We start from the raw sequence: 17,539 nt of genomic DNA on the forward strand, positions 1-17,539 counted from the left end.
TATTTTGCCTTTGTTAAATTTTGCATTTTAAGTATCATAGCTAATAAATATATCTTATGGATCTTATTAAGTTCTTAACCATTTTTATTGTAATCTCCTCAAGTGCTTACGCGAATTGTATAGGGCACAAAACTTTTGTGCTTGCCATGAAGCAGCAAGTAGACAACACGTCTATGAAAGGGAATAGAAAAAATCTAGAACATGTACAAGAAGAACTTCTGAAAATTATTCAGAATAATGTTGACCTCAAAGGAATATCTCGATTTGTCATAGGGAAATATTGGAATTTATCTATTCAGAAAGAAAAAGAAGAGTTTCTAAAAGAATATGAAGTATATCTCGCGCGCTTGTGCACTAAAATTTTGTATAAATACATAAATAATAGTGAAATGATCATAATGAGTACAAAAGCAGTTGACAATGAAACTTGTCTGATAGGAACAAGATTTTCTTATGGTGATGAGGAATTTACAAATATTGACTTTAAAGTTACTAAAAGTGACAGTTCTTTCTTAATAAACGATGTTGTAATGAGTGGAATAAGTATTTCTATTAATCAACGTTCTCAATTTAGTGAAAAGATCGACACGAATGGCATGGCAAGTGTAATAGATGAATTAAAACGTAACAATAATTTATGATATACATGCCTCATTGGCCTAAGCCAATTGGCAGTAGGCCAAAGGATTTTTCTCTTGATCGCATAAAAAGTTTTCTAAATAAACTGGGTAATCCCGAGAAAAAAATACCGCCAATAATTCACATAGCTGGCACTAATGGCAAAGGATCAACACTATCATTTATAAGATATATAATGCAAGCAGCAGGGTATAAAGTTCATACGTACACTTCTCCACATTTAGTGAATTTTAATGAGAGAATAGTTGTTGCAGGCAATAATATCGATGATAGTGAATTACATAACTCACTGGAAGAATGCCGTATAGCAGTTGCGGAACAACATATCACTCTATTTGAGGCCACAACAATTGCAGCTTTCTTAGCTTTTGCTCGTCATAAAGCGGATATTACTTTAGTTGAAGTGGGTATGGGTGGAAGGCTTGATGCAACAAATGTTATAGATAATCCGATTTTAACGATCATCACTTCCATTGCTCTTGATCATACAGAATATCTTGGTCCTACCGTAGAAACCATAGCAGGTGAAAAAGCTGGAATAATGAAACCTAATGTTCCTTGTGTAATAGCACCACAAGCACAATCTATAATGAACACGTTAGAACAACACGCAATAAACAAAGAATCTCCTTTATATAGAGGGGGGATTGAGTGGAATTGCACTAAAAAACTATCTGTTATCCAAACTGGGATCAAGAAACAAAAAAATGAATGGTCACACACTGAAGATCGAATGATTTTTCAATCGGCTATTCAATCAATAGAATTTTCTTTGCCATCTCTGAAGGGTGATCACCAAATAATCAATGCAGGAAACGCAATTGCAGCATGTAGCATTTTGAGTGGGAAGTATGGATTTAATATTGGAGAAGAGGACATTGCTTCAGGTTTACAGAGCACTTATTGGCCTGCGCGGCTAGAGTCTATAAAAGAAGGTAATTTGATTTCTTTATTACCAAAAGATTGGCAATTATTTCTAGATGGTGCACACAACAATGATGGTGCCAGAGTGTTAGCTAGGTGGATAAAAGACAACTTTGTTGAAGGTTTTTATATGATCTTTGGTGTCACTCGTAACAGAAACGTCGCAGAGTTCTTAGAGCACTTAAAGCCATACATCAAACTACTATGCGCCGTTTGTGTTAAATCTGAACCTAAAGCAACAAGTACAGATTTAATCAAAGAAGGAGCTAATAATATAGGAGTAAATGCTATTGAATGTGAATCAATCGGTGATGCAATATCAAATCACATACTAAAAGCCTCTATTCAAAACGTCAAAACCATACTAATTTGTGGCTCGTTATTTTTAGCCAGAGATTTGAGTATGGAGAATAATCAACCTACTTGATGAGCCGAGACGTTAAAAGCACCATCAGGATTTACAATGCTGCTTGGCTTTTCGGTTGATGCTCCTATAGGTACATTTTGTTCATCACCTATTCCTTCAGTTTTTACAAGATTTACAACTTTTCTCTCGTAGATTTCACTTGCTAAGTGTAGTAATAAACTACAACCTAGTACTGTAGCAAATCCAATGAGTATTTTACTGTCTACGCAACTAGATTGATACTGTAACACCAAACCTGCTATTAATAAAATAGGAGAGAGATAACTCGAACATTGGGAAGTAAAAATGAAATATTTAAATGCTTTACTTTTGAACATTTCATCCTTTAGCTCTTCTTGATCTAAATTTTCACTTTGTTCCCGTTGAGGATTTTGCAAATCCATAGCTTTTTTAAATAAAGAAGATATCAAATAAACAGATAAGAAAAAAGTTGTAACAAATGTTATTAGGCTCGCACTAAACAAAATGCCAAGTGTATCAGTAAAATTAGCAGCCTTATATAGCTTACACCCCAAGTAAATATACGACACTAATGACGAGATGTACAGTAGGAATCCTACTAAACTAAAAACAACATAATACTTTGTATGCTTATCATTCTGACGTTGCTGAATCAATTGTACACACCTTCGCATTTCTCCAGGAATTATTAATCCCTTTCGTCTCACTTAGTGGTTTAATATATTGCAAAAGTGCTGCTTTATTTCTGTTAAGGGCCTGTATTTTTTCATCGCTACCTCCTGGTTTATCTGGGTGACACTTTATTGATAACCTTCTATAATTTTTTTGCTATTATATTAGATATTCCTAAGAAGTTACGACCTTCTACTTCTTGTACTTGAATACCTATCTCTTTAAATAAACTTTCATTATAATCATATTCTCTTTTTCTTAGCTTATAGCCCATGTCTCCACCTCATAAATTAACTAACTATTAAATATATAAATTTCCAAATCATGTCAATTCTTTCATTGATGCTTATTGTATGAATTATTTCTTTCACGACTACCATGACAAGTGTATGAAAGTTATCATTTAGTGCATAATAGTGCTTCAATGTTTAGGGTTACAGTTTTCATTGGTCATTTGAAGTAACTCAAATCCGATTCATGCCAGTTCTATCTATCTTGTCACTTAAGTAGCCTCTATTTCAGCACAGGAATCTACTTTATAGTGATGTTATTCAAGTATCTGACATTGATTCCTTTATGATGCTGTCATCCCAGTGCTAGACAATGGGATCTAGTTAAATTTACGAGTATAAAAGTAATCAATGTTTTGATGATTATGAAAAAGCTGGATTCCAGTGACCATCTACTATATAAATAGTACCTTCAAAAATAAATGTTAGTGCGGTTGTGTGTCCCACGCTGGCTCTCTAAAATTACTTTAGCTACAAGTGTTAAGAAATTTACTAAATAAAAAAAAGACAAAAAACCCCCGTATAGCGAGTTTTGACCCTATAATAATTTAAATTGGCGTTGTAATAATGTGCTAACGCTTAAAATAAGCGCGATTTGGCTGAATGTAGAAAAAATAAAAAGACATGCAGCCGCTATAATTTTTATGTAATTTGCCAATAAATATCTGAGTTTTTTACTGAATTTTGCGATTAAATCCGCGGATATTAAAAACAAGGATAAATACTCTTGCTATCATAGTAAGGGAGATGGCATAACTTGTCAAGTTAAATAAGCTAACTTATTAACATGTAATAATCAGGGAGCTATTGCAGATTGAATGTTCACTAACTTTGAGGTTTTAGTTTCATCTATTTGCAGCTGACTAATCATAGTTCGAATGAAATTAGTTGCCATAAAGGTACAACCTAGAATAAAAAAAGCAACGGAAATAAAGGGGATAATAGGAAATTCAAGAGGTAATATAGATGTAATTCCTCCTATTAAAAATGAAACGTTAGATGCAATGTCGAGGCAGATCTTCATTAATTTCTCTTGCCAAAAGGTATCGAGTTGCTTATTAAGGCCACACTGCCTAAAATGATCAGTTAATGACCATATATTTAAAGCAAGCGAAAGTGCACTTAGCATAGTGCTGACAATAGTAAAATACAAGCTTAAGGAAGAAATATTTAGGGCTAATGCTGCTATGTACCCACTCAAAGAAGCAATAGATAGTGCAGTAACTAAGCGTTTTGAATAAGTTCGTATTTTTTTTCTGTAAATAAGCCCCTTTTTCTCATAACTCATAAACTTAACAGTAAATACATATTATATCATAACATTAATTGACTTGAAAATCAATACAGAGTGCCCGGGAGAAGACTTGAACTTCCACAACTTGAAAAGTTACTAGCACCTGAAGCTAGCGCGTCTACCAATTCCGCCACCCGGGCTTTTTGTGATTTACTATGTTAAAATTAAATAATATACTTAAACAATTTTTAGCTCAAAGGTAATGCCAAATCTAGATCAAATATTTTTTGCTCAAAACGATTTTAATATTAATAATGTGTATAAAATAGTCAACAACGCTTTGAGCGATAGTGATGGTGGTGAATTATTTTTAGAATTTTGCCAATCAGAGTCCCTGGTTTTTGATGATAACATATTGAAACACATGGATTTGGATATCAGAAGGGGATTTGGGTTAAGGTCCTTTTGTGAGGATAGTACGTCTTTTGTTTGCTCTTCTGAAATTAGCGAAAAGGAAATTAGTAAAGCTGCTTCCATGGTAAAAAGTTCAGCATCTTTAAGCAAAACAAATTCAGTAAACTTAAATGAGGAGGCAAAAAGCCTGTATTCAACGATTAATCCCATAAATGAAATGGACCTGAGCTCAAAGATTAAACTACTTAATGAGGTTAATGAGTATGTAAGGTCGAAGAATAATTGCGTGAAGCAGGTAAAAATAACTCTAAATGGAGAATGGCAAGTTGTACAAATAATAAAAGATGATCACAGGTTAAGCGATATTAGGCCTTTGGTACGTTTTAATGTACTAGTCATCGTAGAGAAAAATGGCCGAGCTGAGAGAGGTTCTGCAGGGCACGGTGGAAGAGACTCTTATAGTAAATTTGTTTCTGAGAAGAAGTGGAAAGAAGTTGCAAACCAAGCGTTAGAGCAAGCACTAGTAAATCTTGAGGCAATTCCAGCTCCAGCGGGAGAGATGACAGTTGTTCTAGGTCCAGGCTGGCCAGGAGTATTGTTGCATGAAGCTGTGGGTCATGGACTTGAGGGTGATTTTAACCGTAAAGGAATCTCGGCATTTTCAAATTCTATGGGTAAACAAGTGGCAGCGAATAACATTACTGTAGTTGATGATGGAACTCTACCTAATTTGCGTGGCTCTATTAGCATAGACGATGAGGGTACTTCACCTGGCTATAATGTGCTGATAGAAGATGGAATTCTCAAAGGATATATGCAAGATCATATGAACGCCAAACTTATGGGTGTAAATCCAACAGGTAATGGTAGAAGGGAAAGTTATGAAGAAGTTACTATGCCACGCATGACAAATACCTATATGTTGCCAGGAAAACATACACCAGAAGAAATAATATCTAGTGTAAAGAAAGGTCTATATGCGGTAAATTTTGGTGGTGGGCAGGTTGATATAACATCAGGAAAATTTGTTTTCTCATCTTCAGAAGCTTACCTAATAGAAAATGGTAAAATTACACAGCCAGTAAAAGGAGCAACACTAATTGGTGACGGTCCAACAGTGTTGAAAAAAGTATCTATGGTTGGTAATGATCTAAAGCTAGATCCTGGTGTTGGTACGTGCTCAAAAGACGGACAAAATGTGCCTGTTGGAGTTGGTCAGCCAACACTTAAGGTCGATGCAATAACTGTTGGTGGAACTGAAATGTAGATAAGTGCTAAGCGAACTCAGCTCATGCTGTACAATTGTACAAACATTGTAACCATTATCCAAGTAGCCCATATAGATGCAAAAACTACTTAACAAATCTCTCTGCCTTTCTTGCCATAACGTGTATAACAATCTCACAAAAAATAATATCATAGAATTCAATAGGTGATCTTTATTGCTAAATACCATAAAACTCGAGGTTTTAGCGCAATAAATCTATCATAAGAAGGTAGTCTGGAAAAGTCTGACTTATGCAGCAACTGTAAGTAACGTATGTAAAATGATTTAAAGTTTAGATTGCTGATATAACAAAATTATTGTTATAATTTCGGAATGCGTTATTTCTGTCACTATTGTAGGTTTTTTACCATTGGATAATAATCTACCTGCAAAATTTTTGTCTATCATTTTACAATAATCATCTACAAAACAGAATAATTCTGTTACATTCTTATTCAATGGGTAACCTCCTATTATGTCTAAAATACTGGAGTTTACCCTCTTTTAGATAAATTAAAAATTGAACGTTTGGTAATGACGACATATGTGGAGAAGGATGCAACCACCACAAATTCGGGAAACAGTTTTAAAAAAAGCATAAGGGTCAAGTTAAGGAAATAAAGGTATGAAGAAGATAGGATTAAGAAGATATAAAAATTCTCTCGGGTATAGTTTTAGTGAGAGAACTAATGATGAATAAATAACTTGCTTATCAAATCACCTCAACAAAGTTTTTCAATGAAATGGCAAATAATTGAAACAGAAAAGGAAAAGAAAATTGAGTAATTGATGATTCATAAAAGCTATAATTTTGGGTAATATAGGGGTTACAAACTGAATCATAGATACAATGTGCCAATTATTAAATGAAGAATCTGTGATAATAACGAAACAGGGTTTAGATTTCAGGTTTACTAAAGAAGCAGTAGAATTTATGAAAAGAATGTACAATGGCTTTATTTAAAATACCCTGCAAATTGATTGTAGAATCTTGCAGCAATTTAAAAGCATTGGATAGTAGCTTTGCCTAACAGCATGGAAAATCTATATAAAGGTTATGGAAAAGGTTATGAGAGTAACACTAAGTGTGGAATAAAGTTAAAATTAGTTTTTGATTACCTAAATCAGACATTGGATCAACTTAACATAACGGAGGGAGTAAGAAGGTTATAGGGAGAAGTTGCTAATATCTGACCTTGGTTCAAGTTCTTTTAAACAGATCAATGGAACGGGAGCTTATTTTATAAGTCGTTGATACCAATGTATATGCTATAGAAACAAATCAAAAAATGGAATTATTGGAATGTTTAGGAGATAAGCTATTTTTAGAAATGAAGGTGTTGTTGGGAAAAGAAGCAAAGATTAGAGTAAGAATGATATGTCATAAATTAACTGAAGAGCAGTCTCTAGCCAGAAGAAGAAAAGCTAATAAATTGGCAAAATCACATGATCTTCCAAAAGGAATCAGAAATTGTTGAACTGGTCAAAACTAATATTCCAGAGGATAAAATTAGTGCTGAGCAAGTATTACNGAGAAAGGGGCTGATATTAATGCTAGGAACAATAATGACGATACTCCTCTACACGAGGCTGCTATCACTGGTCACTTAAATGTAGTAGAAAAGCTTATAGAGAAAGGGGCTGATGTTGATGCTAGGAACAATAATGGCAATACTCTTCTACACGAGGCTACTATCACTGGTCACTTAAATGTAGTAGAAAAGCTTATAGAGAAAGGGGCTGATGTTAATGCTAGGAGCAATAATGGCGATACTCCTCTGCATGAGGCTGCAAAGTATGGTCATTTAAATGTAGTAGAAAAGCTTATAGAGAAAGGAGCCGATGTGAATGTTAAGAACAATAATAAAGGTTTTACTCCTCTGCATGAGGCTGCTATCAGTGGTCATTTAAATGTAGTAAAAAAGCTTATAGAGAAAGGGGCTAAAGTTTATGATAAAAACAATTATGGCTTAACTCCTTTAGAATTAGCAAACAACAAAAACAATGCAGAGATAGTAAATCTTTTTGTATGTTATAAAGATAAACATCATTATACATTGTTGCATCATGCTGCTAAGGACAATAATGCAAACTTAGTAGATCTTTTATTAGATAGAGGAAGTGATGTTAATGCTAAGGGCAGTTTTGACAATACTCCTCTATATTTGGCTGCCATTAATGGTCATTTAAATGTAGTAGAAAAGCTTATAGAGAAAGGAGCTGATGTTAATACTAAGAGTGGTTTTGCAGTACTGCTCTGCACGAAGCTGCAAAGTATGGTTATTTAAATATAGTAGAAAAGCTTATAGAAAAAGGGGCTGATATTATGCTAAAAATTGTGTGGTTTAACTCTCTACATGAGGCTGCTATCACTGGTCACTTAAATGTAGTAGAAAAGCTTATAGAGAAAGGGGCTGATATTAATGCTAGGAACAATAATGACGATACTCCTCTACACGAGGCTGCTAGAAATAATAATTCAGAAGTAGCTGAATTTTTTATGAGTAAGCATGCTGACGTTAACACTAAAAATAAAGATGATTGGACGCCTTTGCACTTTGCAGCTGCTTGTGGCAATTTGAATGTAGTTGAGCTCATTCTTGATAAAAGGGATGATGTTGATGCTATAGGGGCTTTAACCGTGGCAAATACGCTTAGTAAAGAAAACAGCTCAGAAATAGTAAGCCTTCTAGAGGAAAGAATAAGGAAAAATGAAGGAATTACGCAACATCTTAACTCACAAGGGAAAGGCAGCTCTCTATCAATAGATGCCCATAATCGCCGTAGTATTGCAAAAGAAGATGAAAATTCATTACAAAATGATGAAATAGGAGTTACAAGCGGAATAAGCAAGCCATCTTTATGGGTAAATATTTTTGCTTACACTACAGTAGATACTATAAAAAATGTTTTTCAATTTATATCTTCTCCTTTCAAGTCAGCTATAGAGATGGAACCTTCCAAAGCTGTGGCAATTCAAAGTAGTGATATAAATGGTACACTACTATTACTAAATATGTTTATAAGCAAAATTAAAGGTCAGCAGTACATTTCTACAGTGAATCAGTCTATATCTTTACTAGAGGTACATGGCTATTCATTAAATATTATAGAGGAATTTGAGAAAGTAGTAGATCAAGCTGCATTAAAAAGTGGCATATCAATGCACCGGTTAAATATTGATTATGTAGAAATGAAGAAAGAGGTTACTGCAAAAATCATGGGTGGTAAATTTAATGAGATTTCAGAGGTTTTAAGCTCATATGTAGAGAAAGCATGTCCTGGTAAAGAAGCTGGTAAATTAAGTCCGAAGAAATTTGAAAAGTTTAAGGCTCAATTTAATAAGGGTCTGCTAAATCAATCAATAGAGCACAACGGAGATGGTAGATTAGAAGTTGATAGTGCAAAGCAAATGAATTTAGAGCCTCAAAGTTATTTAAGTAATGCTTCCGTTCAAGGCAATTCAAAGAACAAAGTATCAACTTGTCTTTCTGAGATAGGAGTAACCAAGCTTGGAGGTAATATCAATAGGTAGGTTATAATATAAGAGGTAATATGCCAAGTAGTGGAAAATTTAAAGTGAGGGTAGCCAAAATAATTAGGGAAACAACCAGTAGCAAGTTTGATAGTCTTAATGCTAAAATGGATGAAGTAGACATTAAATGCTAAGTGATTAATGTATTTTCCATATTGAACTTACAGCACGTAGCTTTGATATAGAAGTTTGGGTAACGTTATGATAACCCCAACTATGGATTAGCCAGCAAAGAAAGGCATAGAAATAGAGGGCTTTTTCGACTGCATGGNAGCTAAGGTAAGAGAAATTTAATTAAAGAATTTTTGTGTCAGTATCGATATATAACTTTCTTAAGCGTTTGTTGAAAGGATTTGTATTAATTCTCCAGGTTCAAACAATATGCTAGATTTTGACTATAAAAATCTTTGTACTTATAGACTGCTTTGCAAGTAATCATTACTGAAAGGTGCTTTTATGCATTTTTTACCTGAGTGCAATAAGTATAATTCATTGAGTTTCCAAAATTGATAATGAAGAAAAGTATTATTCGTCTAGTAAAGGCAATTCAATATTCTTGTGAAGGAATAAAATCAGCTTTTATATCAGAAGTTGCATTTAGACAGGAGTTACTGCTTTTTATAGTATGTGTTTCAGCTTTATTTGTTTTAGATGTAAGTAATCTAGAACGTGCAGTAATGGTGAGCAGCCTATTTCTAGTGTTAATTGTGGAAATTATTAACACTGCTTTTGAAACAACAATTGAGCGTATTTCCAGTGAACAACACATACTGTCAAAAAAGGTGAAAGATTTAGGTAGTGCAGCAGTTTTTCTCTCATTAATTAACTTCTTGATAACATGGATGATAATATTGATATGAATTTTATTAAGATATATTTTCAAATTCACCGATTAAGACTTGCATGTCTTGTGGTACATCAGAAACAAATTCAATATATTCTTTACTTTTTGGATGATATAAGCCTAGCGTGTGAGCATGTAGTGCCTGTCTATTGAAATTACGGATAAAGTCAGAATTTTTAGCATATTTTACACTTTTACTACTATTTTTTCCGTAAACTTGATCACCAACTACAGAATGTCCTATGTGGCTCATGTGTACTCGAATTTGGTGTGTTCTGCCTGTCTCTAAAGTACATTTAACCAGGCTTGCTTGCCCTATAATTTTCTTCACTGAATAATGAGTGATTGCTAATTTACCTGCTGTTTTTGTGACACACATCATTTCTTTATTACTGCGTTTTGGAGCAATATGGGTTTTTACTGTTCCTTGCAGATTAGGTAATGCTCCCCAAATTACTGCTAAGTATTCCCGTTTTATTTTACGATTTGATAGCAGCTCAGACAAGAAGCTGTGGGATTGTTCATTTTTTGCAATTACCATGAGTCCACTAGTATCTTTATCAAGCCTGTGAACAATTCCTGGTCTTGTATTTGTATATGGAATTTTGCCAAGGTGAGCGATCACTGCATTCAGGAGTGTATCATTGTTTGTTCCAGCACCTGGGTGTACTGTTAATCTACTTTGTTTACTCAGAACTATAATGTCCCCATCTTCGTAGATGATATCAAGCTTTATATTATAGTTAGGTTCAATTGATGTGGATATGTCAGGTTGAACGAGATGTACTATATACTCTTCACCTGGTTTTACTATGTGGTCATTATTAATTATCGGTGTGCCAAGTAATGTTACCCGCTCATCTTGTATCAATCTTTGTGCTTTACTGCGTGATATGTTACACTTTTTAGCTATGTAGGTATCTAGCCTTTTCATTACTAACAATATCTAAGACTATATATCTATAGTAGCTACCTTGAATACGCTACTTCAAGTGCTGCATGAACATCTGGATCCACAAAATCAACTTTTGTGTTAGGTTGAGCTTGAAGCCCATCTTGTTTCTGGATATTAAAAGTCATTTGAGAGCCATCTTCCCAGTGGATTATTACCTTATTATCAAAATTTCTTAATGTTACCTCACTTACTTTTTCTCCCTTATCATCTTTTTCTTCCAACTTAATAGATTCTAATAAATAGAAGAAAAACTCACTTGCTTTGCCGTTAATTTTTTCTTTCCACTTATCTGTTTTTTCTTGTTCAGATAATTCTTTTTCCAATTTTGCATTTTCTTTCTCCAATTCCTTCATCCTTTGTTTTGATTTTAATAGTCTATTTTTTTCCTTTGCTTTTTTCTCTTCATCTCGCTGTTCTTCAAGAGGAGAAGGAGGAATAGCACTTTCTTCATTGCTAGTAGGTTCGTTTGTTTGTTTATTCTTTAATTCCTCTAGTTCATCTTTTACTTTTTTTAGTTCTTCTTCTAATTCCTTCTTTATCTTTTCCGCTTCTTCTTGCTTTTTCAACATACAAAAAAAATCGTTGTCGTTGCTAATTCTTTCTTCTCTAGATTGAAAAAAGCCAACAAATCTGCTTGGTTCAAATCGCTCAACCTTATCTTCAGCGATTTTAATAGTATTCTCTAAACTAGAAAAAATGCTTTCAATGTTTAGTGAATTTGTTCTTTTTGCCAACCCTTTAGCTTCGTTTAAAATGACCATCATTTCCTTACGCAACTTATCTAAATCTTTTTTGATGTCTCCTCTAATTCCTTGTAGATGAACAAGTGTTTCTTGAATTTCATCATTTGCAGGCTTTAGAAGGCTATTATCAAGTAGATCTTTAACTTCATCTAGCTGCTTATCAAATGAAGCAACAATTTTATCTGTAAAATCAGTCAAGTGCTTATCAAGTAATTTTATCAATCGAGATATAGAATCATTTTCTTCCTCATCTTTTGTCTTTTTTTCTATTACCGATACAACCCCACCTCTTCTGAATGGAAAGAGAATATCCAAATTGTTAAACTTTTTAACAATATTATGATTATTGTTTATCTCATTGTTTTTTAGCTTGATGAATGTTATACATATCCCAACAATAGCAATGATACTAGCCAGTGCAACTATGGCCCATTCCAAATCCTGAACATTGGCAAAGCTAAATCTATTTTGTATTAATGCGCCAACTATAATTACAGTGCTAATTATATATGGTATGGTAAGAAAAATTGCCTTATTTTTATTCTCTTGTCTTTGATCATCTAATGTTTTTTTTTGACTTTCAGAAATTGGCAAAACTATTGAAAAGTTTGCTTTTTTGCAACCTATAAGACTTACATTTGGTTTTATCTCTATTTTCAAAGCATTTTCAGCAATTTCACTTATCTCGTTGTCTTTGCCACCTCTAATTTTATCATTTATTAATTCCTCTATCAGCTTTTTTCCTTCTTTTATCTTCTGCTTATGCATATATCTCATAGCAGAAGAGGCAACAAAAGCTGTTAAAAGAATAACAGAAACCAAAGTGTAAATTGGCATGAATGTTGGGTTAAAAATATCTGTAATAAACCTTAGATCATTATGGGTTATTATTATTGCAGCCACGTAAGCCAAAGAAAACTGAAGCCAAATATTTACAGTTGCTATGGGTAGAGTGTTACTTACAGAATATTTTTTTGTTGCACGCCATAATCTAGGAAAAAAACCAATAGCATCATCTATTTTGGCAAAATTATGATCTACTTTAACATTGAAAGGATTTGTTGTATCTAAAGGCATAAATTTCCTTGCATCATAATTAAGTAATTATATATAAATGATACTTTAAAAACAAGTTTTTGGCTTATGCCAAGGACGATTAGAACGGACTTTGCTAACCTTTATGCCACTATTTGCTAGCCAAACAGAGTGTGTGCCATATGCCTCTAAGTCAGAGTATTTGATGATTTTAGTATTGCAAGCTGGATAGTTAAACTTGCTTAACTGAATTACTAGATCGACATTGTTACAATTTTCTAAAATATCTTCTCTTTTGTGAGCTAGCAACACTGACTTATTATTTCCTTTATTATATATGCAGTCATAATCATTACATTTTAGCCTTTTGTTTGAATTACTGAATTTAGTATGATTCACAATTTGATTCTGCCCGTTTTGCTTTGCCCACGTTTTGACAACAAAATTTCTGTTTTTTCTAGTAAGGGAATATAGTAAATTGTCATCTTCTTTTACAGCAAGATTATCAGCACTGACTAGAATGTCAGAAGTTGTATACATAGCGCTAGAGAAAATACCCAGCACAATAAAGAAAATTCCAAAAAAACGCCAATTCCTTTCCCACAAGCATAGCCACAATAACCCAAGTGTTATTATAATAATTGATGAGCCAGGAAAAGTGCGAGTGGGAATAACCAAATACTGAAGACTAGCGATTGCATTTGTTATACACAAGATACTGTCAATTGGGCGCTCTATAAATGGCGCTATAATCCATTCAATACCTAAAGGAATCAATAAAACATAAATTATTCCAAGTGGAATAATAATGAGTGTAACTATTGGTATAGCAATCAAATTTGTGATAATGCCACTGATTGAAAAATAGTTAAAATTGTATATTGTGTACGGAACAGTTGCTAAACTTGCTATGACTGAGCTGATCATTATCGACACAAAATATTTTATTATTTTTATTTTGAATAACTTATTAGCATTGATCTGATAGCTGGCAACTAGTGCCAAAACAGCAGAAAATGACATTTGAAAACCTGGCTTTAAGATTGCTTCTGGCTCCACTATGAGTATCACCGAAGCAGCAAACGCAATTGCTATTAATCCTCGATATTTCCTTTCTATGATTATTGCAACAAGTACCAAGATCACGATGATGTAGGCACGCTGAGCAGAAATTTGCATACCGGTAATCAACAAATAAAAGGTAGTTGGCAAGATAGTAAAGAATGCAGATATTTTTTTAGTGTTATATTTAAGAGTCAAAGTTTCAGATATTGCAAATAAATTACGGAATACTATAAAAAATAGACCAGCAACAAACGATAAATGTAAACCAGATATAGCGAATAAATGTGCTATACCTGAATCTCGTATCGCATTCATAGTTTTTTGATCTGTCCCGTCTTTTTTGCCAATTAATAATGCAGAGATTATGTCCGCGTGTGGCTTTTTGGTATTTTGCTGTAGGTTTTCATAGATATATTGACGGAAAGATTCTATATACTCTTGAAATTTTCTTGCTTCAGCCTTTTTGTACAGGACTATTTTGCTTGTTGCAAAGCCTGTTGCACTTATTTTCTGATAATATGCTATTCTTGCAAAATCATATGCATATTCCGAAGGCGCAATTTTTGGAGGAAAGAGTTTTGCTGATAATTTTACTTGATCCCCTATTTTAATGCCTTCTTCCGCTTTGGTTCTAACTGATATTCTGATGTTATCCAGCTTGAACTTCGTGTTTTTTATTTCATAAAGCAAAAATTGTTTATATGAGCCCCTGTTATTAATATCCTTCACTGTAGCAACAATATCTTTCACATACCTTTCCTTATCAAGAATGTGAGTATTAACTGAATCTGTTCTGAATTTGCTGGTTGTAAATCCTATGAGCACTGCAATTAAAGAAATGCATAATATTACGTACTTCCTGTATAATGTTGCAATCAGAATTAGTATAGGTGAAAGCAAGAGAAAAATAGATATAGTGAAAGCACAGCTTGGTTCAAAATTTAATGAGAAATAGGTTAAAATTCCTGCACACTGAAAAACAGGGAACCACAATATCAAGTTATATTTTTCATTGCACAGATTGTTATGTATATAATTTACTATCATGTTAAGAAAGGTTAATAGATATATAAATATATGTAATAGTGTGATTTTATTCTTTTATTTATTATTATTACGCATATAATAATAAATAAGCAACGACGCGGGATGGAGCAGCTCGGTAGCTCGTCAGGCTCATAACCTGAAGGTCGTAGGTTCAAATCCTACTCCCGCAACCATCTTGCAATTGTACAAACATCGCGATTTCTCTTAATTATAATAGCAATGATATTTTTGACTCAAAGCTTGTTTTTGACCTGTAGGCTCAAAAAAACTTAAGGTATTTATTGGTGAATTACATTAAATTATAGTGGCTGCATGTCTTTTTTATTTTTTCTACATTTAGCCAAATCACGCTTATTAGTACATTATCAATTTAAATTATTAAAACTCGCTATTCGGGACTTCTTTTGCCTTTTTTCTATTTGGTTGGATGATTTTATAAATTAATTAAAATATTCATAATATTGATTTCTTATCACAACAATGCTATTATTAAGCTAATATTACTTTTAGTGAGGTGTGAGCAATGGTTGATGTAGCTTTTATTGGTGTAAAGACAGTTATTGATAACGGATACAGAAGAAAAATAAAACTCGTTATGTCAGGGTTATTTTTAGCTGTATCAGCAGCAACTGCTGTTTGGTTTATCTTTCCTGGATCGCAAAATATACTTGCTCCTTTCTTGCTTCCAGCTATATTCCTTCTTTTGACCCTATCTATGGGATATTATACGTTTCTTTTTGGTTGTGAGAAAAAGTCTGTAGTAGAGAATGTTCTAGGTATCTGCTGAGTCAGTTAAGAGAGTGCATTGCCAAGACGGAATCGGATTTTTGCTGGCAGAGACAAGAGATATTACAAAAAATAAGTTTTGTAAAGTACTTTTGTTTTGAGGATCGTAGCAAAGCGCACAAACTTGCTTTATATGTAAGAGACATTGATAGCGTTGCATCCTCGATAAAAGACGAGGATCTGTTAAATCACTTTGATCAATTTTTTAGCATAACTGAAGCAAGCAATAAGAATATTAGAAATGAGCTAATTAATCGCGCAAGAATATATAGAACAATAAGTGAAAAACCTAAAAATGAAATACAAAGTTTTTTAGATAATCAAAAAGAGAGTCTTTCATATGAAATAATGTCACCTAAAATTGACAATTTTTTGCTACAGGCTGGTATGGTAACTGTTTAAACTAGCAAAAGTTCAATGCGTGTAGCTAAGTTTTTGCAATATCAATAATTTCATTTTGTACGTGATTATCACTTTTTGTTTCAATTTTAGTAATAACACTGCACCTTCTGGGTTCTTTTTTAGCTATTTCTTGAAATCCTTCTCGAACTTTATTATAAAAATCAACGTTCATCTCTTCATATTTATTTTTGTCTTTTGCTCTGCTGAGTCCAACTTGAACATCAATATCTAAAATAAATGTGATATCTGGATATTTAATTTCCACTAATTTGTGTAAGTCTCTTATTAGACTTAAGTCAACACCTAGTCCATACCCTTGATACGCAATAGTTGAGTCAATAAACCGATCACAAATCACTATTTTCCCTTCTAAAAGAGCTGGCAATATTAATTTTTTCATATGTTCGTGCCTCATCGAGATAAGCAGCAAGAGTTCAGAAATAGGATCAATATTATCCTTAAGTAGTAATCCTCTTATTTTTTCTGCAAAATCAGTACCACCTGGTTCTCTAGTCAATACGACATTATTTTCACCGTGAATTTGCTTGAAATAATTTGCAAGTAACTCAGACTGTGTTGTTTTACCAGAACCATCTATTCCTTCAAAGGTTATGAACATAAATTTTATAATTACAATGCTAAATGCAAACAGTTTACATAGAAACCATTTGACATTTAAGCAATAAGATCATAAATTATGGTATGAAATTCTCTATGAGCTATGGTTACGCTAGACACTCCTAAGATAAATTTAGACTTTACTGCAAAGAATTTCAATCTCCTGGGAGTGGATAAAAAATATTATACATTAAGTGACTGCTATGGGGAAAATGGTCTCATTGTAATGTTTATATGCAATCACTGTCCTTACGTTCAATCAATTATTAGCAATCTAGTAAGCGATGTTAATTTGTTAAAAAAAGATTATCAGGTAAACACCGTTGCAATCATGCCAAATGATGTAAATGAGTACCCAGAAGACTCCTTTGAAAACATGATTAATTTTGCCAAGGAAAATAAGTTTACATTTCCATATTTGATTGACAATAACCAAGAAGTAGCTAAAGAGTATGGTGCTGTTTGTACCCCTGATTTTTTTGGCTTTAATTCCAAACTAGCCCTCTGCTATCGCGGGCGTTTTAACAACACAAAAAAAGAGAAAGTTCAAAATTACGAAGTAGGAAGTAGTGATTTATTTCAAGCCATGAAATTTATTGCAGAAACTAGCAATCCTCCAGTTGACCAAAAATCAAGCATTGGTTGTTCAATAAAATGGTCTAATTCTACAGGTTGAATATT

Annotated in this window: 15 protein-coding genes, 2 tRNA genes and 2 pseudogenes; 10 read left to right on the forward strand and 9 right to left on the reverse strand. The window is 33.2% G+C overall.

All coding sequences use genetic code 11. From position 1 onward, the window contains the following. Positions 1–56 precede the first annotated feature (56 nt). Positions 57–641, forward strand: coding sequence for an MlaC/ttg2D family ABC transporter substrate-binding protein (locus BWZ41_RS02475; RefSeq protein ID WP_177429451.1), 585 nt, complete (start codon positions 57–59; stop codon positions 639–641). After that, entirely contained in the window at positions 638–1,990 is a 1,353-nt protein-coding gene (locus BWZ41_RS02480) for a bifunctional folylpolyglutamate synthase/dihydrofolate synthase (RefSeq protein ID WP_143689297.1), read from the forward strand. The genes BWZ41_RS02475 and BWZ41_RS02480 overlap by 4 nt, the downstream gene beginning before the upstream one ends. Here the strand turns inward: BWZ41_RS02480 and BWZ41_RS07820 are convergent. The 4 genes from BWZ41_RS07820 to BWZ41_RS02495 all read right to left on the reverse strand — a co-directional run bounded on the left by BWZ41_RS07820 (position 1,978) and on the right by BWZ41_RS02495 (position 4,347). Beyond that, entirely contained in the window at positions 1,978–2,658 is a 681-nt protein-coding gene (locus BWZ41_RS07820) for a molecular chaperone DnaJ (protein ID WP_241653863.1), read from the reverse strand. The two genes, BWZ41_RS02480 and BWZ41_RS07820, sit on opposite strands and share 13 nt — an antisense overlap. Positions 2,659–2,765: 107 nt before the next feature. Further along, the gene (locus BWZ41_RS08260; RefSeq protein ID WP_277750550.1) at positions 2,766–2,897 is read right to left on the reverse strand and encodes a hypothetical protein; all 132 of its coding nucleotides are present in this window, start codon (positions 2,895–2,897) and stop codon (positions 2,766–2,768) included. Positions 2,898–3,709: 812 nt separating this feature from the next. Then, positions 3,710–4,201, reverse strand: coding sequence for a hypothetical protein (locus tag BWZ41_RS02490; RefSeq protein ID WP_143689298.1), 492 nt, complete (start codon positions 4,199–4,201; stop codon positions 3,710–3,712). Between the two features lie 61 nt (positions 4,202–4,262). Next, a tRNA-Leu gene (locus BWZ41_RS02495) sits at positions 4,263–4,347 on the reverse strand. A gap of 62 nt (positions 4,348–4,409) precedes the next feature. Between BWZ41_RS02495 and tldD the strand changes: the two genes are divergently transcribed. Further along, positions 4,410–5,828 carry a metalloprotease TldD gene (tldD, locus tag BWZ41_RS02500; RefSeq protein WP_143689299.1) on the forward strand — a complete coding sequence of 473 codons (1,419 nt, stop codon included), beginning with the start codon at positions 4,410–4,412 and terminating at the stop codon, positions 5,826–5,828. Between the two features lie 161 nt (positions 5,829–5,989). Here tldD and BWZ41_RS07825 read toward each other — a convergent pair. Next, positions 5,990–6,287: pseudogene (locus BWZ41_RS07825) on the reverse strand (IS982 family transposase); the annotation flags it as partial. A gap of 334 nt (positions 6,288–6,621) precedes the next feature. Between BWZ41_RS07825 and BWZ41_RS02510 the strand changes: the two are divergent. The 4 genes and pseudogenes from BWZ41_RS02510 to BWZ41_RS02525 form a co-directional block, all read left to right on the forward strand. After that, positions 6,622–7,359, forward strand: a pseudogene (locus BWZ41_RS02510) (transposase); the annotation flags it as partial. A 16-nt stretch (positions 7,360–7,375) separates the two neighbouring features. After that, on the forward strand, positions 7,376–8,116 hold the full coding sequence (locus tag BWZ41_RS08455; RefSeq protein ID WP_410543274.1) for an ankyrin repeat domain-containing protein: 741 nt from the start codon (positions 7,376–7,378) through the stop codon (positions 8,114–8,116). 38 nt (positions 8,117–8,154) lie between these two features. After that, on the forward strand, positions 8,155–9,363 hold the full coding sequence (locus BWZ41_RS02520) for an ankyrin repeat domain-containing protein (protein WP_241653864.1): 1,209 nt from the start codon (positions 8,155–8,157) through the stop codon (positions 9,361–9,363). Positions 9,364–9,875: 512 nt separating this feature from the next. After that, positions 9,876–10,223, forward strand: coding sequence for a diacylglycerol kinase (locus BWZ41_RS02525; protein WP_143689301.1), 348 nt, complete (start codon positions 9,876–9,878; stop codon positions 10,221–10,223). Between the two features lie 6 nt (positions 10,224–10,229). On the opposite strand, the gene BWZ41_RS02530 is transcribed toward BWZ41_RS02525, so the two are convergent. From BWZ41_RS02530 to BWZ41_RS02540, 3 genes are read right to left on the reverse strand one after another with little or no spacing between them, the layout of a single operon-like run. Continuing rightward, positions 10,230–11,141 (reverse strand): RluA family pseudouridine synthase, encoded by a 912-nt coding sequence (locus BWZ41_RS02530; protein WP_143689302.1) that lies wholly within the window; start codon positions 11,139–11,141, stop codon positions 10,230–10,232. A 35-nt stretch (positions 11,142–11,176) separates the two neighbouring features. Further along, positions 11,177–12,982 carry a hypothetical protein gene (locus tag BWZ41_RS02535; RefSeq protein WP_143689303.1) on the reverse strand — a complete coding sequence of 602 codons (1,806 nt, stop codon included), beginning with the start codon at positions 12,980–12,982 and terminating at the stop codon, positions 11,177–11,179. A 45-nt stretch (positions 12,983–13,027) separates the two neighbouring features. After that, on the reverse strand, positions 13,028–15,052 hold the full coding sequence (locus tag BWZ41_RS02540) for a ComEC/Rec2 family competence protein (protein ID WP_143689304.1): 2,025 nt from the start codon (positions 15,050–15,052) through the stop codon (positions 13,028–13,030). Between the two features lie 96 nt (positions 15,053–15,148). Between BWZ41_RS02540 and BWZ41_RS02545 the strand changes: the two genes are divergently transcribed. Together BWZ41_RS02545 and BWZ41_RS07835 are read left to right on the forward strand one after the other, a co-directional pair. Further along, positions 15,149–15,225 (forward strand) — tRNA-Met (locus BWZ41_RS02545). Between the two features lie 350 nt (positions 15,226–15,575). After that, positions 15,576–15,839, forward strand: coding sequence for a hypothetical protein (locus BWZ41_RS07835; protein WP_241653865.1), 264 nt, complete (start codon positions 15,576–15,578; stop codon positions 15,837–15,839). A 426-nt stretch (positions 15,840–16,265) separates the two neighbouring features. Here the strand turns inward: BWZ41_RS07835 and tmk are convergent, their stop codons facing one another. Next, complete coding sequence (gene tmk / locus BWZ41_RS02555) at positions 16,266–16,859, reverse strand: dTMP kinase (RefSeq protein WP_143689305.1); 594 nt, start codon at positions 16,857–16,859, stop codon at positions 16,266–16,268. Positions 16,860–16,961: 102 nt separating this feature from the next. On the opposite strand from tmk, the gene BWZ41_RS02560 reads away from it, so the two are divergent. After that, positions 16,962–17,534: a thioredoxin family protein gene (locus BWZ41_RS02560; protein WP_143689306.1), complete on the forward strand. Its 573-nt coding sequence runs from the start codon at positions 16,962–16,964 to the stop codon at positions 17,532–17,534. Positions 17,535–17,539 lie beyond the last annotated feature (5 nt).

It is taken from the genome of Wolbachia endosymbiont of Nilaparvata lugens (assembly GCF_007115045.1).
In the GTDB taxonomy this organism is placed as follows: domain Bacteria; phylum Pseudomonadota; class Alphaproteobacteria; order Rickettsiales; family Anaplasmataceae; genus Wolbachia.